Source organism: Streptomyces agglomeratus (assembly GCF_001746415.1).
Taxonomy (GTDB): domain Bacteria; phylum Actinomycetota; class Actinomycetes; order Streptomycetales; family Streptomycetaceae; genus Streptomyces; species Streptomyces agglomeratus.
In genome coordinates this window covers 1,962,764-1,985,121 of the sequence record NZ_MEHJ01000001.1, presented here as the reverse complement: position 1 = coordinate 1,985,121, position 22,358 = coordinate 1,962,764, and the positions used below count along the sequence as shown (strand labels likewise).

The window sequence follows — 22,358 nt, the reverse complement described above, 5'->3', positions numbered from 1 at the left end:
GATCACGGGCGCGTCACTTCCGGACGAGTGCGGCGCGCGCCGCACGGACGAATCGGGTCGTACGGCGGGGCGGGTGCGGTGCCACCCGGTCCTGCCACCAGTGGGTCAGCCGCCTGCGGGCGGCCTCGTCCCCGGGCCTGCCGTCGGCCAGCAGGTGCTCGGCGAAGTCGAGCGCGTCGCGCCGGTAACCCGCAGACATGGGGCGGGACCTGGCGTACGTGAGGAAGGCGGCCCGGTAGCCGGAACCGAGGATCTCCGGGAGCTCGGGCGCGATCTTCGACACGACATCGGCCCGCTTCCCGGCGAGCGCCCGGCTCTGGACGCCCAGGCGCGCGGAGTCGAAGCCCGCGGGCGCGGGCGTCCCGGCGACGAGCGCGGAGAGCAGCGCCGTCTGCGCGACCGCGACCCGGGTGCGCGCGCTGTTCCCCTCCCCGGCCCCTGCCGCGGGCCGCGGGCCGGGTGCCGGCCGCCGGGCGGGGCGAGCCGCCGCCGTCCGCGGCGGGGCGGCGGTGGCAGGAGGTGCGAGGGCCGTGCGGATCTCGGCCAGCTCGCGGGCCAGCTCCTGCGCCGGCGGGAAGTTGTCGTCGCGCTCCAGGAGGACACCCGGGGGGTCCGTGCGGGAGCGGAGGTCCGCCAGGATGTCGAGGACCGGCCGGGTCACCGGGTGGGCGTGCGTGTCGTGCCACACCCCGTCCTTCTCGATCCCGCCCGCCACATGGACGTACGCGATCGCCTCCACCGGCAGCTCGTCGAGCGCGGCCGACGGGTCCTCGCCCCGGTTCACGTGGTTGGTGTGCAGGTTGGCCACGTCGATCAGGAGGCGTACGCCGGTACGGTCCACCAGCTCCGCCAGGAACTGGCCCTCCGTCATGTCCTCGCCGGGCCAGTTGATCAGCGCCGCGATGTTCTCCAGCGCCAGCGGCACCGGCAGCGCGTCCTGCGCGATGCGCACGTTCTCGCACAGCACGTCCAGCGCGTCCCAGGTGCGCGGCACCGGCAGCAGATGACCGGCCTCCAGACGCGGGCTCGCCGTGAGGGGGCCGCCCGCCCGTACGAACGCGATGTGCTCCGTGACCAGGGGCGCGTCCAGGGCTTCCACCCGCGCCGCCAGGTCCGCCAGCCGGTCCGCGTCCGGGCGGTCCGCGCCGCCCAGCCCCAGGGAGACGCCGTGCGGGATCACCTTCGTACCGCGGGCGCGCAGCCTCAGGAGGGAGTCGGGGAGGTGGCCGGGGCAGAGGTTCTCCGCCACCGCCTCCACCCAGTCGACATCCGGCAACCGCTCCACCGCGTCCGCTGTCTCCGGCCGCCAGCCGATACCCGTACCCAGACGCCCAAGACGCTCCATGGGTCCCCCTCCTCCGCTTCGTGCAGGGGTAATGGCCCCGGCGTGGCGCGCCGAACCCGGAGGAGGGGACCTTCAGAGGTTGATTTGAGGTTACGGCGCCGGTTCCGGGCGGTTCGTGTTCACCGCGGGGCTGCCGATCTCGCCCTCCGGCTGCGCGGAAGGCCGTGAGGTGACGGGCGGGTTGCCGGTCGGTACGGCGGCCGGCGGTGAGGGGACCGTGATCGAGTTGTCGGGCGCCGGCGGACCCGAGGGGCTCGCCGTCGCGTTGCCCGCCGCCTCGTTCGCCAGGGCGTCGAAGTCGACGAGGCCCGTGGCCTCCAGCATGGTGATGTGGTCGAGGACGGTCTGGTTCGCGTCGCTGGCGAGCTGACGTATCAGCGCGTTGCGGGTCGTGTGCCGCACCTGGGCCACGAGGGCGAAGACCTTGCCGTGCGCGTTGCGCAGCAGGTTGGCGAACTTGCGCTCGTACTCCGGACCGCTCGCCGCCGACAGCTCCCTGAGCCAGCCCTGCTGCTGCTCGTTGGGCTGGTTCGGGAGCGGCACGTTGAGCTGGGCGGCCACCTTGCGGGCCCGCTTGTCGAGATCGGCGTGGCCGACGATCAGGTGGTCGCCGGCCTCCTTGATCGCCTCACTGGGCGCGCGTTCGATCGCCTGCTGTCCGGCGGGCAGCTCCCACAGGCCCGCCAGCCGCACCTTCACCAGGAAATCCCGGTCGGTGGCGGACAACGGGCCCCACTGCGTGGCGACCGTGGACGCGTTGAGGTTGGCCTGGCCGGTGCCCGACCGGTCCGCGTAGGACCACACGGGGAAGGCGAGCGCGCCGATGGTGGCGACAAGTGCCGCGATGATGAGTGCTGTTCCGTTGATGCGTCGCAACAAAGTGTCTCCTGAGCCGATGCGGTACACCGTCGAACCAACCGCCTGCCGGGCGGCCGGACAACCTACTTGTAAAGTATTCGTAGGTACGTACGGCACGGGCGGCGCGTTCAACGGCGTACGGCGGGAAAGGGTTTAGGCGCGGGGCGCCCGGCGCAGTGCCGGGTGGTCGGCGACCACCGTGCAGGAGCCGGGCGCGATCTCCGTGAAGCCCGCGTCCCGCACTATCGGCAGCCCGCCCGCGGTGAGTTCGCGCCACCGGCCCGCCTCGGGCGTACGGACGGCGAGCGGGAAGCCGGCGGCCCTCCACGCCTCGCGCTCCGCCTCCGGCAGGTCCCACCACGCCAGTTGGGCCCCGTGACCGGCCTGCGCCATCGCCTTGCCCGCCGACATGTCGAGGTCCGGGCTGAGCCACAGCACCGCGCCGTCGGGGGCGGCCGGGGGCGGCGGCAGCGGATCGTCCAGGTCCGTGCCCGATACCTGGAGCTTCGCCAGCTCCTTGGGCCAGCCGTCCAGCGGTACGGGCGGGAAGACACGCACCTCAGCCGCCTTCCCCGTGACCGTGATGCCCGGCAGCGCGGACGCCTTGCGCCACTCCGCGCCGCGCGCCCGCCGCACCACCTTGCGGATCCGGGCGTCCTGCCAGAGCCGCATCACCCCGGCCCACTCGCCCTCGCCCAGCGACCGCTCGTCGGACAGCATCACCAGCACCGCGCGGGCCGCGGTCTCCAGGGCGTCCGTACGGGCCGGCGGGTCGTCCTTCTCGATGTGGACGACCAGGGGAAGCACGAACTGCGGGGCCTCGTCGCGTGCCGTCGGCTCGTGCCGGAAGGGGCTGTCCGGGACGTCCGGGGTGCCGGGAATGCTGTCGCTGCTCACCGGGCCCAGTCTGCCAGCCGGGGTCACGCGCCCTCTCATCCCCCGGCATCTTGGCGGAGCGTATGCCTCCGGGTAAGGATGATCCGCATGAAGAGTGATCTTTTTGCCACAGAGAACATGGCGCAGCAGGCCACTGCCCCGGGAATGACCCTCCAGAACGCCAAGTCGGTGAAGTACGCCGTCAATGGCGAGATGCACGCGCGGCAGGGCTCGATGATCGCCTTCCGCGGCAACCTCCAGTTCGAACGCAAGGGCCAGGGCATCGGCGGCATGCTCAAGCGCGCCGTCACCGGCGAGGGGCTGGCGCTGATGGCCGTGCGCGGCCAGGGTGAGGCGTGGTTCGCGCACGAGGCGCAGAACTGCTTCATCGTCGACATAGACCAGGGCGACGCGCTCACCGTGAACGGCCGCAACGTGCTGTGTTTCGACGCGACCCTCTCGTACGAGATCAAGACGGTGAAGGGCGCCGGTATGACCGGCGGCGGCCTCTTCAACAGCGTCTTCTCGGGTTACGGCAAGCTCGCCGTGATCTGCGAGGGCAACCCGATCGTGATCCCCGTGTCGCAGCAGCAGCCCGTGTACGTCGACACCGACGCGGTGGTGGGCTGGAGCGCCCAGCTCAACACGTCGCTGCACCGCTCGCAGTCGGTCGGCTCGATGATCCGCGGCGGCTCGGGCGAGGCGGTCCAGCTGATGCTCCAGGGCGACGGCTTCGTCATCGTCCGGCCGAGCGAGCTGAAGCCCGAGAAGGCGGCGTCCAGCTGACGCTCGCGGGGGCGGGCCGCCGGTACGGCGTCGGCGGCCCCCCGGATTCCGCGCGGCGGGGGCCCGGCGGTCGGTGCGCCCGGTCCGCGGCGCGCGGCTGAGTAGGCTCGTAGGTATGGACGAGAAGGAAGTCGACGAGAAGGACACGGCGTACGCCGAGTGCGTGCTGTGCCGCGAGCCCACCGAATACCCGGAGTCGGTCAAGGGCGTCGTGTACTGCCCGGTCTGCGCATGGCAGGAGGCGCAGCGCACGGCCTGCTCCGGCTGAAATCCGGTGGACAGCCGGACGGACGGCGGACGATCATCCGCAGCGTGAAAGAGCCGAGTTTCGTGGAGCTGGACGGGGCGGTCATGACGGCCCTGCTGGACCGTGACCTGGCCGGTGCGAGCGCCGTGGCCGGGGTCGCCCTGACCGACTTCTTCCTGACCGACGGCGCGCTGTGGCTGTGGCGCTACCGCCTCGGGCAGATCGCCGGCGACCCGGCACGGGCGCGCTGGTGCGGGCGGCTCGCGGTGTGCGGGGAGGGCGGTGCGGTGGTCGGGCACGGCGGTTTCCACGGGCCGCCCGACGACGCGGGCATGGTCGAGCTGGGGTACGCCGTCGACCCCGCCTTCCGCCGCCGCGGGTACGCCAGGGCCACCCTCACCGAGCTGCTGCGCCGCGCCGCCGCCGAGCCGGGGGTGACCACGGTCCGGGCGTCGGTCCGGCCCGACAACGTGGCGTCCCTGGCCACCCTTGCCGGCTTCGGGTTCACCGCGACAGGCGAACTGTGGGACGAGGAGGACGGCATGGAGACCCTGTACGAGGTGCCGGCCTCCCGCTTCCTCAGCGCTTCATGAGGTCGGAGACCTTCACGAAGCGGTAGCCGCGCTCGCGCAGCTCCGGCACGATCCGCGCGATCGCCTGCGCGGTCACCGGGGCCGCGCTGCGCGTGCAGTGCATGACGACCAGCGAGCCCGGCCGCACGCCCGCCAGGACCTGCTCGGCCACCGCGTCCCCGTCGCGGGCGAAGGCGTCGCCGCTCACCACGTCCCACTGGACCGCCGTCACCTTCGCCGGGGCGATGGCGCGCAGGGCCTCGTCGTCGTAACAGCCGCCCGGGAAACGGAAGTACGGGACGACGTTCCGCGCCCCGGCCTTGCGGAACGCGGCGAAGGCACGCTCCACGTCGGCGCGCATCCGCTGCCCGGAGACCGTCGGCAGGCCGTAGCAGGGGGTCGCGAAGGCGTGGTGGCTGTACGAGTGGTTCGCGATCTCGAAGAGCGGGTCCCGCCCGATGGACCGGGCCTGGTCCGGGTACTCCTCGGCCCAGCGGCCCGTCATGAAGACCGTCGCCGGGACCCTCAGCCTGCGCAGGGAGGCGATCAGGGCCGGGTTGTCGAAGTGCTCACCCCGCGCGGCCCGGGGGCCCTGGTCGGCCGTCATGTCGGCGTCGAAGGTCAGCGCGACGGTTTTGGTACGGGTGTCCGGGGCGCGTTCGAAGACCGGGGTGAGACCGCCCGGGCCCGCCGCGAGGGTCGGCGGAGCTGCCCGCCCGGAAGGGGCGACGGAAGCGGAACCGGAAGCGGAAGCCGAGGTCGGCGGCGGGGCGGCGAGCGACCCCTGTGGATCGCCGCCGCCGCTGCCGCATCCCGCGAGGGCCGCACCGAGGACCGCCACCGTCGCCATTCTTCGTACAAAAGTGGTCACCGACGGAAGCTATATGATTATGCGTCAATCTTCCGTCCGCTACGCGGGCGCTACTGCCGAATGGGTGCCCGAGCGGGCGGCGAGCGAGCTGGAGTAACGGCGAAGCAGCAGCACGGCTGTGGTGGCCAGGCCGGTGAGCAGCCCGAGCCAGATGCCGAGCGTGTCGAGACCCAGAGGGCGGGCGAGGAGCCAGGCCGCCGGGAGCCCGACCGCCCAGTAACCGATCAGGGTGATGCGGAAGCCGCTCTTGGTGTCGTCGAGGCCGCGCAGCAGCCCGACCCCGATGTTCTGCGCGCAGTCGAAGAACTGGAGGAAGGCCGTGACGACGAGCAGCTGCGTGGCGATCGTCAGGGCCTGCTCGGACCCGGAACCGGAATCCAGGAAGGGGCGCAGGACCAGCCGGGGGACGGTGAGGTACACGACGCCGACGACCGCCATGACGGCCCCCGCGCAGGCGAGCGCGGTGTTCTTGATGCGGCGTGCGTCGTCGGTGCGGCCGAGGGCCAGCTCGCGGCTGACGTGGATGGACGCGGCGTGCGACAGGCCCACGGCGACCTGGAAGACGATGTAGACGAGCTGGTTGACGGCCGTGTGCGCGGCGAGCGCGGCGGGTCCGAAAGCCCCGGCCATCAGCGCGGTGACGGAGAAGAAGCCCGCTTCCGAGCCGTACGTCGCCGCGATCGGCACGCCGAGCCCGATGAGGCGCTTCACGGTGGCCGGATCGGCCTTGGCCGCGTTCAGCGTGAGCAGGGGCGCCAGCTCGCTGTCCCGCTTCGCCGACGCGTAAAGGGCGACGAAGGACAGCAGGTACACGGTGGACGTCGCGACGCCGATGCCGGTGAGACCCAGCTTCGGCAGCCCCCAGGTGCCGTGGATCAGCACCCAGTTCAGCCCCGCGTTGACGGCGATGGACGCGATGGTGATCCGGAGCAGCGCCTGCGGCCGGCGCATGCCGACCGTGAACTGCCGGACGGCCTGGAACCACAGGCACGGCAGCAGGCCCGGCGCCAGGGCGAGCAGCATGGTCCGCGTCAGCTCGACGACGGCGGCGTCCTGGCCGAGCCGTACGAGAACCTGGCCGATCAGCAGCATGATCACGGCGCCGGCGACGCCCGCCAGCGTCGCCACGGCCAGGCTCGCGCGCACGATGGCGCGCACTTCCTCGCGCCGCTCCTCCACCCGGCCGTCGGGCGCACCCTCGCGGCCCGCGTCGGCGGCGGCCCGCTCGGCGCGGGCAGCCGCCGCGGCGACCTGGTTGCCGACGGAGGTCACGAGGCCGACACCCATGGTGCGCACCTGGTTGAAGATGACGATGGCGAGGCCGCCCGCCGCCAGTTCCCGCGTACCGAGCAGGCCCATCATCACCGTGTCGGTGGTGGTGAGCGCGACCTGGGCGAGCTGCGTGAGGACGAGCGGGACGGCGAGAGCGGCGAGTGCGCGGCTGTCGCGCAGGAGCGTGGTCAGCATCAGGGTTATCGGTTCCCGCGGAGTTTGGTCAGGAGTTCTTCGATCTCCCGCTCGGCCGCGGGGTCGAGCAGGTCCCGCTCCCGCATCCAGTCGTCGTTGAAGACGCTGTCCATGTACTTCTCCCCGCCGTCGTTGACCAGCGCGACCATAGTCGTGCCGGGCGGCAGGCCGGGCAGCCGGGTCAGGGCTTCGTGCACGACGCCTCCCGCCGAGCCGCCGATCAGCAGGCCCGTACGGGCGACGGCGCGGCAGGTCGCGAACGCCTCCACGTCTCCGACCTTCACGCCCTCGTCGATCAGGGAGAAGTCGACCAGGGCGCCTATCTCGGCTCCTTCGGGGGTTCCGGTGCCCGACTGGTAGTAGTCGTGGGCGGGCCCGCCGAACGCGATCGACCCCTTCGGCTCGACACCGATGGTGGTGAAGCCGGGTATGAGACCGCGCAGTTCGCGGGCGGTGCCGCACAGGGCTCCGCCGGTGCCGACCGCGCCGACGAGGATGTCGAGCCGGCCGTTGAGCGCCTCGTGGAGTTCGTGGGCCACGGGGAAGTAACCGACGCCGTTGCTCGGGTTGTTGTGCTGTTCGGTGAAGATGGTGTTGTCCTGGCCGCGCGCCATCTCTTTGGCGAGTTCCTCGCGGGCGGCGGTGGCGAGTTCCTCGGTGCCCTCGTCGGCGACGTACACGAGCTCCGTGCCCAGTGCCTTCATGCCGCGCAGCTTGTCGGGGGACGCGTGGTGGTCGACGACGGCGGTGAAGGTGTAGCCGCGCTCGGCGGCGACGACGGCGAGGCCGAGGCCGGTGTTGCCCGAGGTGGACTCGATGATCCGGCCGCCGGGGCGCAGTTCCCCGCGTTCCTCGGCGTCGATGACCATCTGGCGCGCCATGCGGATCTTCGCCGTGCCGGTGGGATTGAACATCTCCAGTTTCAGCAGCAGGCGGCTGCCGGTCTCGGTGGTGGCCAGTTCCAGCAGCGGGGTGCAGCCGATGAGGTCGGACACGCGGGAGACCACGGCGGGGCGCTGAAGTGCTCCGGGCATATTCGCATGCTCCTGTCAGGTGAAGTGACGGTCCAGGCGCCAGCGCGGGCGCGGGCGTTCGGTGTGGTCGACGACGACCTTCGGCGGGATGGCCAGATCGTGGAAGGGCGACTCGTTGGAGTCCATCTGGTAGCCGGCGGTGTTGGGGTAGACCAGCAGGTCACCGACGCCGGGCGGACGGCGGAAGGGGATTTTCCGCCAGCTGACCATGTCCGACTCCAGGCAGGTCGCGGCTCCCACGCAGGCGGGCCACGTACCGGCGGGAGGCGTTTCGGCGGCAGGAGTGTCGGAAGACGGTGTCTCCGAGGGTGCGCCCGTGCTGCCCGGGACCAGGTACGGGTCGGGCAGGTACTCGCTGTTGAACCACTGCTCCGACAGGCTCAGGCTGCTCCCGTCGACGGTCAGTATCCGGTAGCCGTCCCGCTCCTTGACGCCCTGCACCCGGAACACGGTCGCGCCCGCGCGGTCCAGCAGCGCGCGCCCCGGCTCCATGAGCAGCTCGACCCCCGCCTCCTTCAGCAGCCCGGCGAGGCTTCCGCCGTGCCCCTCGGGGCGGGCGGCCAGCAGTGCGCGCAGCGCGTCGGCCCCGGAGGCCGGGGCGTAGTACGGGTAGAAGTCACCCGTACTGAAGGACTTGCCCGCGTGGTAGTGCCCGCTGTTCTGCTCGCTGAGGAAGGTGTGCCAGCTGTCCGCGTCGGTGTAGCTCATGGGCAGCCCGCCGCCGATGCTGATGCGTCCCGCCTCCAGGCCCTGCACGCGGGCTTTGAGGCACAGGCCGACGAGGTGCGCCGCGAGGTCGGCGCGCGGCTGGATCGCGTACCCGGACAGGTGGAAGCTGAAGCCCTCCATGCGTACGGCGTCACCCGCCCGCAGGCACCGGTCGGTCGCCGCGGACAGCTCGGCCTCGTTCATGCCGAAGCGGCTGTGCGGCTGGTCCGGCGGCAGGCAGCGCAGCAGCAGCCTGGCCGGGCGGCGGGCGCCGCTCAGCACGGTCGTGATGAGGTCGTCGAGTTCGCCGAGCGAGTCGACGGCGATCAGGGCGCCGTGCTGGACGGCCGGCCGCAGCAGGTCGCGGCCCTTGGCCGGACCGGTGACGACGAGGTCCTCGCCGCGTACGCCGTGGCCGAGCGCCTCGCGCAGCTCTCCCAGCGAGGCGACGTCGACGCCCGCGCCGTTCAGCGAGCAGCGCTCGACCCACAGCGCGGCCTTGTTCGCCTTCTTCGCGTAGTAGACGCTGCCGTCCACACCCGCCTCGTCCAGGGCCGCTCGCAGGTCCCGCAGGTTGGCGTCGAAAGCCTCGGGCAGCAGGAAGTGGAACGGTCCCGAGAAGGCGTACGAAAGTTCCTGGAGCAGCCCGCTGCCGAGCACCGCCGCTGTGGCGGAGTCGGGCAGGGCGGGCAGCGTGGGCCAGCCGGTGGTGCTCACTGCCACAGCGGCACCTCGGTACCCAGGCCCTGGGCGACGGCGAGCTGCGCGAAGCGGTGGCCGAGGGCGATGTCGGTGACGACGAGACCGCTGTTGTACGCGAAGATCCGCTCGCCGGGAGAGCGGCGGCCGACCGCCGCTCCCGCGATCACGGGCGGGAACTCGGCGTCGACGGACGGGAGTTTGCCGTCGGCGTCGGCCATGTCCGTACCGGTGACGTTCATCTGCGCCTCGCTCGTCGCGATGACCCGGTCGGCCTCGTGCAGGGTCGAGGGCGCGAGGCCGTGGCCGACGAGCACGGACAGCGCGCCGGGCCGCAGCCAGTCGGCCTCGACGGCTGCGGGCGTGTGCGGCCCGGCGGTGGCGACGACGACGTCGGCTTCACCGGCGGCGGACCGCAGGTCGGTGACGATTTCCACGTCACGGTCCGGGAAGTGGACCCGCAACTGCTCGCGTACGGCGGCGATGCCGTCGGGGTGGGTGCCGGACAGCATCAGACGGTCCAGCTCCGGCAGTGTGGTGAGCAGGAACGGCAGCGCGAGGCGGCCCTGCGTTCCCGTACCGATGACGAGCGCGCTGCGGGCGCCGGGCGCGGCGAGTTCGCGTGCCAGCAGGGCGGAGACGGCCGGGGTGCGCAGCGATCCGATGCGGGAGCAGTCCATCATCGCCAGCGGGAGACCGGTGACGTCGTCGTACAGGGTGAGCGCCGTGTAGTAGTGCTGCGCGTCGCGGTCCTTGTCCAGGCCGTGCTTGTACGAGGTCTTGATCGCGACGACGTCGCGGGAGCCGTCCCGGCCGAGCATGGCGTACGACACCGAGTGGCCGTCGCGTGGTTTGACGCTCAGCTTGCGCGGGTTGTCGGACTCGCCGGCGTGCAGGGTGCGGTAGGCGCCCTCCACCGTGTCGACGACGTCGGCCAGGGATATGTCGATCCCGGCCAGGTCGGTGGTGGACAGGATCCGCAGGTGCTTGTCGTCGGGTGCTTTCGATATACCGGTCATGGTGGTCCCTCCGGGCCGTGGGCGGGTGTTCAGGCGGCGCGCGCTTCGAGGGCGGCCTGTCCGTATCCGTGTTCGCGGGCTTCCGCCGGGGGGCGGGTGAGCCGCCCGGGGATGCGGACGGAGGCGCGCTTGAGCCATCGGTCGGTGCCGTCGTACCGGGGCGCGAACGGCACCCGGCCGTGCACGACCAGGTCGTTGTCGACGACCAGCACCTCGCCGGGCGAGAGGCTGACCGCGACGGACACGCGGGACAGTTCGGCCTCCAGCCGTCCGTACGCGGCCCGGTACTCCTCGTCGGCGCCCTCCAGCGGCGTGTACGCCGGGTCGAAGCGCAGCGTCATGCCCTCGTCGCTCGCGTACAGGGCCGGTACGGGCGGGGGCGCTTCGGCGGCGTAACCCTGGGCGTCGGCGTAGGCGTCGTCGGGCAGGATCGGCACGGCCGGGCGTGTCAGGAGGTCGATGTCCTCGTCGCTCAGGCGGACCCGGCGGATGCTCGCGGCGGTGGTCGCGATGCTGTCGTGGTTGCGCATGCAGCCGAGCATCAGAAGGTGTGCGCGGCCGGGGTGGAAGGCGTCCTCGGTGTGCGGGCTGAGGAGCACGGTGCTGCTGGCGCCGGTCTGTTCGGTCTCGTGCCCGGGAGACGGCACGATGTTGTGGACGAAGCGGCCGTCCTGCTGGCCCTCCCAGGCGAGCGGAGTGCCCATCGCGGTGGCGAGCAGCAGCAGTTCGATGTCGTGCAGGGCGCCGCTCCCGCCCGCGCTCGCCCAGTCGGCGGGCGTCGGGCCCACGGCCTCGTCGTCGATTTCCAGCCCCCGCAGGACGAACAGGCCGTCGGCGGTGTCGACGGGGCGGCAGTGGTGGCGCAGCGTCTGGCTGAACTCGCCGGCCTGCTGGGCGACGCGCTCCAGCAGCGGGCGGGACGTGGCGGAGGTCCCGAACTCGGTCAGGATTTTCTCCGCGGCCCGGCGGAGTTCGCCCACCGTGTGGGCATCGAGCTGGCGGACAGGTGCGGCTGCCGTGCTCATGGCGAAGTCGTCCGTTTCCGTGGGTGGCAGGGATGGCTCGAACGTAGCAGCTAACTTAGGTTAGGCAAACCTTACTTTTGAGTCATGGCCATATTTGTTCGATCCATCAACTTCCACGACGCAAAAGATAGTTGAAAGCGAGGGTGAGGTTGCGGCGACCTGCACTATTAGGGTAGGCAACCCTAAGCATCAGTTGTGCCGAAGCGGATCGAGGACGTACGTGGAAATGAACAGGCGCCAAGTGCTGTGGGCCGGCGGAGCGACAGTCACGACGGCACTCCTCGCCGCCTGCTCGGGGAACGGCGGTACGTCGGCCGAACCCGCCGGCGCGGACGCCAAGCCCAGAAAGGGCGGAACGCTCAGGATCGGCGCCCTCGGCCGGGCCGGCGCCATCACCCGCGATCCGCACGGAACCCAGGCCAACGAGAGCGACTACCTCATCATCTCGCTCGTCCACGACACGCTCACCGCGCCCGGCGCCAAGACCAACACGGCTCCCCGCCTCGCGACGGCCTGGAAGGCGTCGGACGACCTGAAGACCTGGCGCTTCACGCTCGCCGAGGGCGCCACGTTCCACGACGGCACTCCGGTCACCGCCGACGACGTGGTCTGGTCCCTGCGCCGGCTGCGCGGCACCCCGTCCGGTGCCTCCCGGCTGCCGGGCATCAAGGCCGCGAACATCAAGGCCGAGGGCGCCCGTACCGTCGTACTGGTCTCCGACCACCCCAACGCCGAACTGCCCCTGCTCACCCGCCTGACCACCTTCGTCCTCAAGAAGGGCACGAAGGACAAGGAGATCGGGAAGGCCCCGGGCACCGGCCCGTTCAAGCTGGACTGGTTCCGCTCCGGCAACGCCCGGCTCGTACGCAACGAAGACTGGCACGGCGGCGAAGTCCTGCTCGACGCCGTCGAGGTCAAGATCTTCGAGTCCCCGCAGGCCATGTCCAACGCCCTGCTCGCCGGACAGATCGACGTCGCCTCCAACGTCGGCGCGGTGGCCGCCCGTACGGCCGAGAAGCGCGAGGACATCCGGATCGTCCGCCGCCCCGACGACATGGCGATGCCCATCGTCATGCGTACGTCGTCCGGCCCCTTCGCCGACCCCAAGGTGCGCGAGGCGCTGAAGCTGGCCGTCGACCGCGAAGCCATGGTCAAGCAGGTCCTGTCCGGATACGGCAAGGTCGGCAACGACATCCTCGGCACCGGCGACCCCGCCTACGCCAAAGACATTCCGCAGCGCGCCCGAGACCTGGCGAAGGCCAAGTCGCTGCTGCAGGAAGCCGGTTTCGACACCTCCAAGACGTACAAGCTGCACACCACCGAGGACATCTCCGGGCTCGCCGAGTCCGCGACGCTGTTCGCGACGCAGGTCCGCGAGGCCGGTGTGCGCATCGAGGTGGTCAAGCAGGAGTCCGCCACCTTCTGGGAGAAGACCTGGCTCAAGGGCGACCTGTACACCACGTACTGGGGCACGAACGACTCCGTCGTGTTCCTCGCCAGCAAGACGATGGTCTCCGACTCGGGGCAGAACGAAGCCGCCTGGGACAGCGCCGAGTTCGACGCGGCGTACCGGAGGGTCACCGGTACGAAGGACCCCGCCGCGCGCGCCAAGGTGCTGCGCGACCTCCAGCGGATCGAGCACGACGAGTCCGGCTACCTGCTGTGGGGCGTCGCCGACGGCATCGACCTCGCCGCGGCCCCCGTGCGCGGCCTGCCGACCCTGCCCGGCTACGGACGCGTACAGCTCGAGCGGGCATGGCTGGCGCGCTGAGCGGTACGGCGCGGCGGCCCGCGGCCGGGCCGGACGTCGGACAACCCCGGCCGGCCGGGACCATGCTGGCTAGGGCGAGGCGGGTGGGCCGCCTCTTCGCGCTGCTCGCCCGCCGGGCGCTGCTGCTCGCCGTACTGCTCGCCACCGTGTTCGCCGCCGTCGAACTGCTCCCCGGCGACGCCGCCAACGCGACGTCGGAGCGCGGCGAGAGCGCGGCCGATCTGGAGCAGCGGCGCGCACTCCTCGGACTCGACCGGCCGGTCCTCAGCCGCTTCACCGACTGGATGACCGGCCTGCCCTCCGGTGACCTCGGCACGTCCGCGCGCGGCGAGTCCGTCGCCGACCTGCTGTCCCGCCCGTTCCCCAACACCCTGCTGCTCGGCGGTCTCGCCCTCCTCGTCACCCTGGCCGTGTCGCTCGGCCTCGGCTGCTGGGCCGCGCTCAAGCCCGGCGGCGGCGCGGACCGGGCGGTCTCGGCGACGGCCACCGGCATCCTCGCGCTGCCCGAATTCGTGGTCGCCGTGGCCCTGGTGCTGGTCTTCGCGCTGTGGACCGGCTGGCTGCCCGCCGTCACCCTCACCGACTCCGACGGGTCACCCGCGTCCTGGCAGATGCTCGTTCTGCCCGTACTGGCCCTGGCGGTCCCGCAGATCGGATGGAACACGCGCATCGTGCGTGCCGCCCTGGCCGACGAGGCCAAGGCACCGCACGTGGAGAGCGCCGTGATCGACGGGCTGCCGCGGCACCGGGTGTTCACCCACCACTTGCTGCCGGGAGCCATGCCCACCATCGCGGCGGGCATCGCCACCTCGACCGGCATGCTGCTGGGCGGCGCCGTCGTGGTGGAGACCATCTTCAACTACCCCGGCATCGGGTCGGTGCTGGCGGGTGCCGTAGCCGACCGCGACAGTCCGGTCATCGCCGGGGTCGTCGCCGTCACCGGCGCCGTCATCACCGGCGTACTGCTGCTCGCCGATCTCGTACGCGCCTGGGCTTCCGGAGGCCGCACATGACCCCCGCCCGCAAACCACCGCCGGCTTCCGGCCCCGCCGAGGCGGCGCCGACCGAGGCGGCGGCTGAGTGCGGCCCCGCCGGCGCGGCTGCCACCACCCCGTCCGCTCCCGGCCCGTCCCGGCCCGCGCGGGGCGTGCCGCGCCACCGGACCCGCAAGGGCCTCGTCCTACGCGTCCTGCCCGCACTGCTGCTCGTCGCCCTCGCCGCCGTAGGACCGTGGCTCGCCCCGCACGCCATCGACACCCCGGTGACGGCCCCGTACGCCGAACCGGGCGCCGGCGCGCCGCTCGGCGGTGACCAGCTCGGGCGCGACGTACTCACCCGCCTGCTCGCCGGCGGGCGCGAACTCATCGCGACCTCCCTCCTCGTAGCCGTCCTCGTCACCGCCGCGGCCGCGCTGCTCGGCGCGGTCGGCGCCCTGCGCCCGGCCGTCGGGCGGGTCGTCGAACGCGCCGCGGACGTGCTCATGCTGCTCCCCGCCGTACTCGGCATCCTGCTCATCGCCCTGTCCTGGCCCGGCGGCGGCCGGTACGCCGTGATCGCCGCCGCCGTCGTGATGGGCGTGCCCTACGCCGTGCGTCTCGTGTCCGGCGCGGCGGCGCCGGTCGCGGCCTCCGGCTACATCGAGGCCGCCGCCGTCGGCGGCGAACGGCTGTGGCATCTGGTCGTACGCGAAGTCCTGCCCAATCTGCGCGCCACCCTGCTCGCACTCTTCGGACTGCGCTTCGTCGCCGCCGTCTACATCGTCGCCACCGCGGGCTTCCTCCAGGTCGGCCCGCAGCCGCCCGCCGCCGACTGGGCGCTGATGATCCGTGAGAACTCGGGCGGCATCGTCCTCAACCCCTGGGCGGTCCTGGCCCCCAGCATCGCCATCGGCCTCCTCGCCATGAGCGTCAATCTCGCGGCCTCGGCGCTCGTTCCGCAGCCCGGCAGGAAGACGGTGACCGCACTGTGAACCACATGCCCCAGTGGTACCCCGAGGGCCAGGTTCCCGGCTCCGGGACAGCGGTGAAGGTGACCGGCCTGACCGTCGCGGCGCCGGACGGCCGCCTGCTCCTGGACGGCGGCGGCCTGGAGATACGCCCCGGCCGCGTCACCGCGCTCACCGGCCCGTCCGGCTGCGGCAAGACCACGCTGCTGCGGGCCGTGACCGGCGTACTGCCGCCCGGAGCCCGGTGCACCGGCGGCCGGGTGGAAGCGCTCGGGCACGACGTGCTGTCCCTCGGCCCGGCCGCGCTGCGCGCCCTGCGCCGCCGCCGCGTCGCCTACCTCGGCCAGGACCCCGGCTCCGGACTCAACCCGCGGATGAAGGTGCGGCGGCTGCTCGCCGAAGTCGCCGTCGACCGGCACCCCGACGCCGTACGCGCGCTGCTCGCCGAGGTGCAACTGCCCACCGACAACGGGTTCATGGCGCGTCGCCCCGGCGAGCTGTCCGGCGGCCAGCAGCGCCGGGTCGCCCTGGCCAGGGCGCTGGCCAGGCGCCCCGCCGTACTGCTCCTCGACGAGCCGACCGCCGGTCTCGACCCGGACCTGAGGGACGAGATCGCCGAGCTGCTGCGGCACCTGGCGGTCCATCACCGCCTGGCCGTCGCCCTGTCCTGCCACGACGCGGACCTGGTCGCCCGGCTGGCGGACGACGTCACGGACCTCTCGCCCGACACCCTCGGGCCGCCGGCCGCCCCGCGGCCCGCGGCCCGCGCCCGCCCGCTCCCCGAAGGTGAAGGCGGGGGCGAGGGCGAGGGCGAACCGAGGCTCTCCGTCTCCGGCCTCCGCGCGGCGTTCGTACAGGGCGGCCGGGGGGTTCCCGTCCTCTACGACGTCGGCCTCACCGTCGCCGCCGGAGCCAGTACGGGCATCGTCGGCCCCTCGGGGTCGGGGAAGACCACCCTCGTGCGCGCCGTCGTCGGCCTCCACCGCCCGACCGCCGGCACCGTGACCCTCGACGGAGTACGTCTCGCCCCGGCCGCCCAGGGCCGTACGCGCGAACAGCGCCGGCGTCTCCAGCTCGTACCGCAGGACCCGCTGGGCACCCTCAACCCCAGCCGTACCGTCGGCGAGACGCTCGGACGGCCGCTGCGCCTGCACCGGCGCGCCGGCCGCCGCGAGGCCCCCGCCCGCGTCCTGGAGCTGCTGGAGCAGGTCGGTCTGCCCGCGAACTTCGCGGACCGCTACCCGCACGAGCTCTCCGGAGGCCAGCGCCAGCGCGCGTCCATAGCGCGTGCGCTGGCGGCGGACCCCGACGTACTGGTCTGCGACGAAGTGACCTCGGCGCTCGACGACAGGACCGCGGGTTCGGTCATGGACCTGCTCGAAGACCTGCGGGAGCGCCGCGGCCTCGCCCTGGTCCTCATCAGCCACGACCTGCGCATGGTCGCGAGCCGCACCGAGTCCCTGCTCGTACTGTCCGCGGGCCGGGTCGCCGAGTCGGGCGCCACCCGTCAGATCCTGGGCTCAGGGGTCGCCCAGTAGCCGCCGGCGGCACTCCTCCACATCGAAATCCCCCCGCGGGTAGCGCGGATCCAGCGCTTCCAGGTGGTCGAGCAGCAGCCTGCTGACCGCCCAGTTGCGGTACCACTTGCGGTCGGCCGGGACCACGAACCACGGGGCGGCCCCGGTCGAGCAGCGCTCCAGGGTCAGCTCGTACGCCTCCTGGTAGGCGGGCCACAGCGCGCGCTCCTCGATGTCGTCCGGGCTGAACTTCCAGTGCTTGTCCGGATCGTCGAGCCGTTTGAGGAGCCGGCGGCGCTGCTCCTCGTAGCCGATGTGCAGGAAGACCTTGACGACGGTGACGCCTTCGTCGGCGAGGTTCTGCTCGAAGCGGTTGATCTGCCCGTAGCGGCGGCCGATCTCCTCGCGCGGCGCCAGCTCGCGCACGCGGGCGATCAGCACGTCCTCGTAGTGCGAACGGTCGAAGATGCCGATCTCGCCCGGACGCGGCAGCTCCTTGGTGATCCGCCAGAGGAAGGGGTGGCTCCGCTCTTCCGCCGTCGGCGCCTTGAACGCCTTGACCCGGCAGCCCGAGGGATTGAAGTGACCGATGACGTGCTTGACGGTGCCGCCCTTGCCGCTCGTGTCCATGCCCTGGAGCACGAGCAGCAGGCGCCGCCGGTCGCCCGCCGTGCTCGCCGCGTACAGACGCTCCTGGAGCCCGGCGAGACGTTCACCCAGCTGGGCGGTGGCGGCCAGCCCGGCCGCCTTCAGCGGCGGCGGGCCGGCGGGAAACCCCGGCGTTCCCCCGGTGTCGTACGAGGAGAGGCTGACGCGCTCACCCTCCGGCACGCGCAGCAGCACACGCAGCGGGCTCCCCGGCCTCGGCTGCTCCCTCGCGGGCTTCCTCCTGGCCACCGCACACTCCTCGCCGGTCCCGTCGGTTCCCTCGATCCTGCGACGGCCCGGCGAAATCCGCGACCGGTACGGGACGCCACCGGGGGGTGGCCGTACGGGACGGGCACCGGGGGCCGGTATTCACCCGGGGGAGTGGGGGCGGGCCGGCGCGACCCGCCCCCTGCGCCCAACTCAGCCGTGGAACGGCCCCCTCACGGCGAAGGTCGTGCCCGGCGTATAGCAGTTCACGTACATCGTCGCGCAGTCCGGCGAGAAGGTGACGCCCGCGAACTCGCCCCACTCCGGCTCCTCCGGTGTGCCGATGTTCTGCCGGCCGCGTGCCATCGCGTACACGTCGCCGCGCTTGGTCAGCCCGTAGACGTGCTGCGCGCCGTTGCCGTCCTCGCACACCATCAGGCCGCCGCGCGGGGCCAGACAGATGTTGTCGGGGGACTCGCCGGGCAGCTGGATGTCCGTGCTCGGGCCGAAGACCACGACCAGCGTCAGCCGCCGCTTCCCCGGCTCGTACTTCCACACCTGGCCGAAGTGGTCGGCCGCGGAGCCCTCCGCGCTGCGCGCGAAGCTGGAGACGAAGTACACCGCCTTGTCGCCCCAGTAGCAGCCCTCCAGCTTCTGCGCGTGCGTGATGCCCTTCGGGCCGAAGTCCTGGAGCCGGATTGGCGTCTCCTTCGCCAGCGGGTCCGGCACGGGCACCCACTCGACGCCGCCGAAGCTCGCGCCCGTCTCCTGGACCGCCGACAGGTCGGGTACGCCCGGAACGCGCATCGCCTCCAGCGCGCCGCCCGCGCGCAGCGAGCCGGTGCCGCCGAGCGGCGCCTCGGGGAGGAAGCGGTAGAAGAGGCCGAATGGCTTCTGGAACGCGTCCTCGGTCTCGTACACGATGCCGGTCCTCGGGTCCACGGCGATCGCCTCGTGCTGGAAGCGGCCCATCGCGGTGAGCGGGACGGCGCCGGTGCGGCGCGGGTCGACCGGGTCGACCTCGAAGATGAAGCCGTGGTCCTTGGTGTAGCCGTTGGTGCCGGCCTTGTCCTCGTTCTCCTCGCAGGTGAGCCAGGTGTTCCAAGGGGTGGGCCCGCCCGCGCAGTTGACGGCCGTGCCGGCGATGGCGACGCGCTCGCCGAGGACGTTGTCGCGGCCGTCGAGCGCGAGGGCTGTACAGCCGCCCTTGGCCGCCGGGTCGTAGGTGAGGCCCTTGACCGTCGGGACGCCGATCTTGGCGTTGTGGCGGTTCTCGTGGTTACGGACGAGATGGACGCGGCCGTGGTGGCCTCTGAAGGCAGCCATGCCGTCGTGGTTGGAAGGAACCTTTCCCTCGCCCGAGCGCAGCGCGGCGCCCTCGCGGGAGAGGACCTTGTAGTGGAAACCCTCGGGCAGATCGAGGAGCCCGTCCGGGTCCGGGACGAGCGGCCCGTACCCGCCGCGGCCCAGTCCCTGGGCGGCGGCCGTGCCGGCGAAGATCTCCGACACCGACCCGGCGAACGCGATACCGACGCCCAGGGCGCCCGCGCGGGCGAGGACCTGACGGCGTGACGCGGACGTGGGGGCTGTTTCAGACATGAGGTAACTCCCTGCTGGCGGACAGGAACGTGACCCGCACGTGTGTACCACGCAAGTGATCTCGCGTGAACCATGCGGGCCACACCGCCTCAGTGGGCGCGTCTGCCCGACGCGTCCCGCCCCAGGTCAGACGAGCGACGCGCTCAGCGTGATCGTCGTACCCGCCAGCGCGTTGCTGACCGGGCAGTTGGCCTTGCCCTCCTCGGCCGCCTTGACGAAGTCCGCCTCGTCCATGCCCGGCACCTCGCCCTGCACGGTGAGGTGCACGCGGGTGATGCCCTCGCCCGGCACGAAGGTGACCTCGGCCTTGGTGTTGAGACGGGTCGGCGGGGTGCCGGCCTTGGCGAGCACGTTGGAGAACGCCATGTTGTAGCAGCTGGACTGGGCGGCGGCGATCAGCTCCTCGGGGCTGGTCATGCCGTTCGGCTCCTCGGTGCGGGCCGGCCAGGAGACGGGGTGCTCGCCGATGCCGGACGAGTCGAGGGTGACGGTGCCCTTGCCCTTGAAGAGGTCGCCTTCCCAGACGCTGTGTGCCTGACGCGTTGCAGCCATATCGAAAGCCCTTCTCGCGGATGGTGATCCAGGGCCAACTTACTGGGCGATCAAGCCCTTCGCGTCGCGCGCCAGCGCCGTCAGCCGGGAGATCGCCCGGAAGTACTTCTTCCGGTAGCCGCCGTTCAGCATTTCTTCACTGAACAGCTTGTCGAACGGCATCCCGGAGGCCAGTACCGGCACCTCCCGGTCGTACAGCCGGTCGGCGAGTACGACGAGCCGCAGCGCCGTCGACTGGTCCGGCACCGGACGCACATCGGTCAGGCAGACGGCGCGCACGTCGTCCGTGAGCGCCCCGTACCGGCTCGGGTGCACCTTGGCGAGGTGGTCGAGCAGGCGGGGGAAGTCGTCGAGGCTGGCACCCTCGGTGGCGTACGCCGCCCCGGTGACCTGCTCGTCGGAGTACGGGGGAGGGGCCTCGGGCAGGCCGCGGTGGCGGTAGTCCTCGCCGTCGATGCGCAGCGGCCGGAAGTGGGCCGACAGGCCCTGGATCTCACGGAGGAAGTCGACGGCGGCGAAGCGGCCCTCGCCGAGCTTGCCGGGCAGCGTGTTCGAGGTGGCGGCGAGCGCGACGCCCGCTTCGACGAGCCTGCGCAGCAGCGACGAGACCAGCACCGTGTCGCCCGGGTCGTCGAGTTCGAACTCGTCGATGCACAGCAGGCGGTGCCCGCTCAACGTCTGCACGGTCTGCTGGAAACCGAGCGCGCCGACCAGGTTGGTCAGCTCCACGAAGGTGCCGAACGCCTTGAGCTCGGGGGCGGCCGGGGTGGCGTGCCAGAGCGACGCGAGGAGGTGCGTCTTGCCGACGCCGTACCCGCCGTCGAGGTAGACGCCGCGCGGCGCGGTGGGCGCGGCCGGCTTCTTGCCGAACTCGAACCAGCGCCGCTTGCCGCCGCCGATCGCCGAGGCCCCGCCGAGTCCGGCCGCGAAGGTGCTGAGGACCCGGACCGCCTCGCTCTGGCTCGGCTGGCCGGGGTCCGGTACGTACGTATCGAAGCGCACCGAGTCGAAGCGCGGCGGCGGCACCATCTCCGCGACCAGGCGGTCGGCGGGGACGTGCGGCTCGCGTGCGCACAGGGACAGGGGGGCCGCTTCGGCTATGGGAACGGGCCCATGAGCGGCGGTGGAGGACGACACGGGGCTCAAGTCTAGGCGCCGTGCCACACTGCTCGGCATGCGACGCCTGTTCCCTGTGACCGACGAAACAGTCCCCGCCGCCCCGGCCGCCTCCGCCGGTGCCGCCGACGGGGAGTGGAGCCTCGACGAGCTGGCCGACGCCTACGCATACCCGAAGGAGCGCGGAGCGTCCGGAGCCTGGCTGCGGGCCAACATGGTCTCCTCGCTCGACGGTGCCGCCCAGCACGAGGGCCGCTCGCAGCCGATCTCCTCCGACACCGACATGCGGATCTTCGGCACGCTGCGGGCGCTGGCCGACGTGGTGGTCGTCGGCGCGGAGACGGTCCGCCTGGAGGGGTACCGTCCGGCCCCCGCGCGCGAGGCGTTCGCGGCGCGCAGAGCGGCGGCGGGCCAGGGCCCCGCGCCCGCCATCGCGGTGGTCAGCGCGAGCCTGAACCTGGACTTCTCCCTTCCGCTGTTCACCTCCCCGCTGGTCCCGACCCTCGTCCTGACCGGTGCCACGGCCCCTGTGGACCGCGTCCGCGCGGCCCGGGAGGCCGGGGCCGAGGTCCTGGTCGTCGGGGACGGCGCGGCGGTGGAGCCGCCGCGCATGGTGGAGGCGCTGGCCGCGCGCGGGCTCACCCGGTTGCTGACCGAGGGCGGGCCGAGGCTCCTGGCGCAGTTCATCGCGGCCGGGGTACTGGACGAGCTGTGCCTGACGGTCTCGCCCGTGCTCACGGCCGGCCGCGCCCAGCGGATCGCCGACGGGCCCGGCGTGTCGGTCCCCGAGCGATTCGCACTGGCGTCCGTCCTGGAGGAGGCCGGGTTCCTTTTCACCCAGTACCGTCGGATCTGACCGGCCGCGGAATTGACCGTTCCGCTTAGCTTTCGCTGGGCACACTTATCTCACGCAGACCCCGTGCGGGCACGGGGAAGGATGGTTTCCGCAGGGGGCCGGCGGCGCCACTCAGAAGCGCCGGCCCAAGGAGAAGAGAAGGGCGCCCGCCGTGTTCACGAGCGTATTGATGATCGAGAAGCCCCTGTCGTCCGTCGACGTGGACTTCGTCAGCACCCTCCACGGTGACGAGGGCGTCTCCTTCGTCGTCCTGATGCAGCCCCGCGGCGACCAGGCGGACGTCCTCCTGCGCGCCATCGACGACGTGGCGCTCGGCCAGGTCGACGAAGCCGTCCGCGAGCCCGAGGAGCCCCGCGGCGAGGAGGCGAAGCCGCTGGCGCAGCGCGGCCTGGAGGTGACCCTGGAGGCCCTGCGGGCGCGCGGCAACGACGCCGTCGGCCAGGTCGTCGAGGATCACCCGCTGGACCTGCTCAAGTCGGTGGTGGCCGAGACGGGCGCCGACGAAGTGATCGTCCTGACCGCTCCGCACTACGTCGAGGAGTTCTTCCACCGGGACTGGGCGTCGCGCGCCCGTCACAAGGTCGGCGTACCGGTGCTCAAGCTCTTCGCCCACAACGAATAGGCTGGGGCACCGCTCGCA

The 22,358-nt window shown here is 72.3% G+C and carries 22 protein-coding genes; 9 read left to right on the top strand and 13 right to left on the bottom strand.

Annotation, left to right across the window (positions count from 1 at the left end; genetic code table 11):
* Nucleotides 1-13: 13 nt before the first annotated feature.
* From AS594_RS08405 to AS594_RS08395, 3 genes are all read right to left on the bottom strand, one after another.
* The gene (locus AS594_RS08405; RefSeq protein WP_069933208.1) at nucleotides 14-1,345 is read right to left on the bottom strand and encodes an MbnB/TglH/ChrH family RiPP precursor modification enzyme; all 1,332 of its coding nucleotides are present in this window, start codon (nucleotides 1,343-1,345) and stop codon (nucleotides 14-16) included.
* A gap of 90 nt (nucleotides 1,346-1,435) precedes the next feature.
* Nucleotides 1,436-2,221, bottom strand: a complete 786-nt coding sequence (locus AS594_RS08400; RefSeq protein ID WP_176733165.1) for a DUF4142 domain-containing protein — start codon at nucleotides 2,219-2,221, stop codon at nucleotides 1,436-1,438.
* 135 nt (nucleotides 2,222-2,356) lie between these two features.
* Nucleotides 2,357-3,100, bottom strand: a complete 744-nt coding sequence (locus AS594_RS08395) for a peptidyl-tRNA hydrolase (RefSeq protein ID WP_069926380.1) — start codon at nucleotides 3,098-3,100, stop codon at nucleotides 2,357-2,359.
* An 87-nt stretch (nucleotides 3,101-3,187) separates the two neighbouring features.
* Here AS594_RS08395 and AS594_RS08390 point away from each other — a divergent pair, with 87 nt between their 5' ends.
* From AS594_RS08390 to AS594_RS08385, 3 genes are all read left to right on the top strand, one after another.
* Nucleotides 3,188-3,865 (top strand): AIM24 family protein, encoded by a 678-nt coding sequence (locus AS594_RS08390; RefSeq protein ID WP_069930359.1) that lies wholly within the window; start codon nucleotides 3,188-3,190, stop codon nucleotides 3,863-3,865.
* 115 nt (nucleotides 3,866-3,980) lie between these two features.
* Entirely contained in the window at nucleotides 3,981-4,133 is a 153-nt protein-coding gene (locus AS594_RS44570) for a hypothetical protein (RefSeq protein WP_167368004.1), read from the top strand.
* Nucleotides 4,134-4,177: 44 nt separating this feature from the next.
* On the top strand, nucleotides 4,178-4,705 hold the full coding sequence (locus tag AS594_RS08385) for a GNAT family N-acetyltransferase (protein WP_338120147.1): 528 nt from the start codon (nucleotides 4,178-4,180) through the stop codon (nucleotides 4,703-4,705).
* Here AS594_RS08385 and AS594_RS08380 read toward each other — a convergent pair.
* Genes AS594_RS08380 through AS594_RS08355 form a run of 6 tightly spaced genes read right to left on the bottom strand, consistent with a single transcriptional unit; the run spans nucleotide 4,692 to nucleotide 11,507 of the window.
* On the bottom strand, nucleotides 4,692-5,534 hold the full coding sequence (locus AS594_RS08380; protein ID WP_069926379.1) for a polysaccharide deacetylase family protein: 843 nt from the start codon (nucleotides 5,532-5,534) through the stop codon (nucleotides 4,692-4,694). The genes AS594_RS08385 and AS594_RS08380 overlap by 14 nt on opposite strands.
* A gap of 60 nt (nucleotides 5,535-5,594) precedes the next feature.
* Nucleotides 5,595-7,022 (bottom strand): MATE family efflux transporter, encoded by a 1,428-nt coding sequence (locus AS594_RS08375; protein ID WP_069933209.1) that lies wholly within the window; start codon nucleotides 7,020-7,022, stop codon nucleotides 5,595-5,597.
* A gap of 5 nt (nucleotides 7,023-7,027) precedes the next feature.
* Nucleotides 7,028-8,056: a cysteine synthase family protein gene (locus tag AS594_RS08370; protein ID WP_069935055.1), complete on the bottom strand. Its 1,029-nt coding sequence runs from the start codon at nucleotides 8,054-8,056 to the stop codon at nucleotides 7,028-7,030.
* A gap of 15 nt (nucleotides 8,057-8,071) precedes the next feature.
* A complete protein-coding gene (locus AS594_RS08365; RefSeq protein WP_069926376.1) occupies nucleotides 8,072-9,487 on the bottom strand; it encodes a type III PLP-dependent enzyme domain-containing protein in 1,416 nt (471 codons plus the stop codon).
* Nucleotides 9,478-10,482 carry an ornithine cyclodeaminase family protein gene (locus AS594_RS08360; protein ID WP_069926375.1) on the bottom strand — a complete coding sequence of 335 codons (1,005 nt, stop codon included), beginning with the start codon at nucleotides 10,480-10,482 and terminating at the stop codon, nucleotides 9,478-9,480. Before AS594_RS08360 ends, AS594_RS08365 begins: the two co-directional genes overlap by 10 nt.
* A gap of 29 nt (nucleotides 10,483-10,511) precedes the next feature.
* On the bottom strand, nucleotides 10,512-11,507 hold the full coding sequence (locus tag AS594_RS08355; protein WP_069926374.1) for a TauD/TfdA family dioxygenase: 996 nt from the start codon (nucleotides 11,505-11,507) through the stop codon (nucleotides 10,512-10,514).
* A gap of 226 nt (nucleotides 11,508-11,733) precedes the next feature.
* Between AS594_RS08355 and AS594_RS08350 the strand changes: the two genes are divergently transcribed.
* Genes AS594_RS08350 through AS594_RS47895 form a run of 4 tightly spaced genes read left to right on the top strand, consistent with a single transcriptional unit; the run spans nucleotide 11,734 to nucleotide 16,761 of the window.
* Entirely contained in the window at nucleotides 11,734-13,278 is a 1,545-nt protein-coding gene (locus tag AS594_RS08350) for an ABC transporter substrate-binding protein (RefSeq protein WP_079148254.1), read from the top strand.
* A complete protein-coding gene (locus AS594_RS08345; protein ID WP_069933212.1) occupies nucleotides 13,263-14,291 on the top strand; it encodes an ABC transporter permease in 1,029 nt (342 codons plus the stop codon). Before AS594_RS08350 ends, AS594_RS08345 begins: the two co-directional genes overlap by 16 nt.
* The gene (locus AS594_RS08340) at nucleotides 14,288-15,247 is read left to right on the top strand and encodes an ABC transporter permease (protein WP_079144731.1); all 960 of its coding nucleotides are present in this window, start codon (nucleotides 14,288-14,290) and stop codon (nucleotides 15,245-15,247) included. Before AS594_RS08345 ends, AS594_RS08340 begins: the two co-directional genes overlap by 4 nt.
* Before the next feature lie 5 nt (nucleotides 15,248-15,252).
* Nucleotides 15,253-16,761, top strand: a complete 1,509-nt coding sequence (locus AS594_RS47895; RefSeq protein WP_107358123.1) for an ABC transporter ATP-binding protein — start codon at nucleotides 15,253-15,255, stop codon at nucleotides 16,759-16,761.
* On the opposite strand, the gene AS594_RS08330 is transcribed toward AS594_RS47895, so the two are convergent.
* The 4 genes from AS594_RS08330 to zapE form a co-directional block, all read right to left on the bottom strand.
* The gene (locus tag AS594_RS08330) at nucleotides 16,744-17,637 is read right to left on the bottom strand and encodes a polyphosphate kinase 2 family protein (RefSeq protein WP_069926370.1); all 894 of its coding nucleotides are present in this window, start codon (nucleotides 17,635-17,637) and stop codon (nucleotides 16,744-16,746) included. The genes AS594_RS47895 and AS594_RS08330 overlap by 18 nt on opposite strands.
* Nucleotides 17,638-17,808: 171 nt before the next feature.
* Nucleotides 17,809-19,194, bottom strand: a complete 1,386-nt coding sequence (locus AS594_RS08325) for an alkaline phosphatase PhoX (protein ID WP_069926369.1) — start codon at nucleotides 19,192-19,194, stop codon at nucleotides 17,809-17,811.
* Nucleotides 19,195-19,320: 126 nt separating this feature from the next.
* Complete coding sequence (locus AS594_RS08320; protein ID WP_069926368.1) at nucleotides 19,321-19,746, bottom strand: OsmC family protein; 426 nt, start codon at nucleotides 19,744-19,746, stop codon at nucleotides 19,321-19,323.
* Nucleotides 19,747-19,785: 39 nt separating this feature from the next.
* Nucleotides 19,786-20,883: a cell division protein ZapE gene (zapE, locus tag AS594_RS08315; RefSeq protein WP_069933213.1), complete on the bottom strand. Its 1,098-nt coding sequence runs from the start codon at nucleotides 20,881-20,883 to the stop codon at nucleotides 19,786-19,788.
* A gap of 37 nt (nucleotides 20,884-20,920) precedes the next feature.
* On the opposite strand from zapE, the gene AS594_RS08310 reads away from it, so the two are divergent.
* Nucleotides 20,921-21,718, top strand: a complete 798-nt coding sequence (locus AS594_RS08310; RefSeq protein WP_069933214.1) for a pyrimidine reductase family protein — start codon at nucleotides 20,921-20,923, stop codon at nucleotides 21,716-21,718.
* 151 nt (nucleotides 21,719-21,869) lie between these two features.
* Nucleotides 21,870-22,340, top strand: coding sequence for an indole-3-glycerol phosphate synthase (locus AS594_RS08305; protein ID WP_079144732.1), 471 nt, complete (start codon nucleotides 21,870-21,872; stop codon nucleotides 22,338-22,340).
* Nucleotides 22,341-22,358: the final 18 nt, after the last annotated feature.

What these genes read in the sequence shown, in the direction of transcription:
- AS594_RS08405 (WP_069933208.1), bottom strand. Translation starts at nt 1,345, where the DNA reads ATGGAGCGTCTTGGGCGTCTGGGTACGGGTATCGGCTGGCGGCCGGAG.
- AS594_RS08390 (WP_069930359.1), top strand. Translation starts at nt 3,188, where the DNA reads ATGAAGAGTGATCTTTTTGCCACAGAGAACATGGCGCAGCAGGCCACT.
- AS594_RS44570 (WP_167368004.1), top strand. Translation starts at nt 3,981, where the DNA reads ATGGACGAGAAGGAAGTCGACGAGAAGGACACGGCGTACGCCGAGTGC.
- AS594_RS08380 (WP_069926379.1), bottom strand. Translation starts at nt 5,534, where the DNA reads ATGGCGACGGTGGCGGTCCTCGGTGCGGCCCTCGCGGGATGCGGCAGC.
- AS594_RS08375 (WP_069933209.1), bottom strand. Translation starts at nt 7,022, where the DNA reads ATGCTGACCACGCTCCTGCGCGACAGCCGCGCACTCGCCGCTCTCGCC.
- AS594_RS08370 (WP_069935055.1), bottom strand. Translation starts at nt 8,056, where the DNA reads ATGCCCGGAGCACTTCAGCGCCCCGCCGTGGTCTCCCGCGTGTCCGAC.
- AS594_RS08360 (WP_069926375.1), bottom strand. Translation starts at nt 10,482, where the DNA reads ATGACCGGTATATCGAAAGCACCCGACGACAAGCACCTGCGGATCCTG.
- AS594_RS08355 (WP_069926374.1), bottom strand. Translation starts at nt 11,507, where the DNA reads ATGAGCACGGCAGCCGCACCTGTCCGCCAGCTCGATGCCCACACGGTG.
- AS594_RS08350 (WP_079148254.1), top strand. Translation starts at nt 11,734, where the DNA reads ATGAACAGGCGCCAAGTGCTGTGGGCCGGCGGAGCGACAGTCACGACG.
- AS594_RS08345 (WP_069933212.1), top strand. Translation starts at nt 13,263, where the DNA reads ATGGCTGGCGCGCTGAGCGGTACGGCGCGGCGGCCCGCGGCCGGGCCG.
- AS594_RS08340 (WP_079144731.1), top strand. Translation starts at nt 14,288, where the DNA reads ATGACCCCCGCCCGCAAACCACCGCCGGCTTCCGGCCCCGCCGAGGCG.
- AS594_RS47895 (WP_107358123.1), top strand. Translation starts at nt 15,253, where the DNA reads ATGCCCCAGTGGTACCCCGAGGGCCAGGTTCCCGGCTCCGGGACAGCG.
- AS594_RS08325 (WP_069926369.1), bottom strand. Translation starts at nt 19,194, where the DNA reads ATGTCTGAAACAGCCCCCACGTCCGCGTCACGCCGTCAGGTCCTCGCC.
- AS594_RS08320 (WP_069926368.1), bottom strand. Translation starts at nt 19,746, where the DNA reads ATGGCTGCAACGCGTCAGGCACACAGCGTCTGGGAAGGCGACCTCTTC.
- AS594_RS08310 (WP_069933214.1), top strand. Translation starts at nt 20,921, where the DNA reads ATGCGACGCCTGTTCCCTGTGACCGACGAAACAGTCCCCGCCGCCCCG.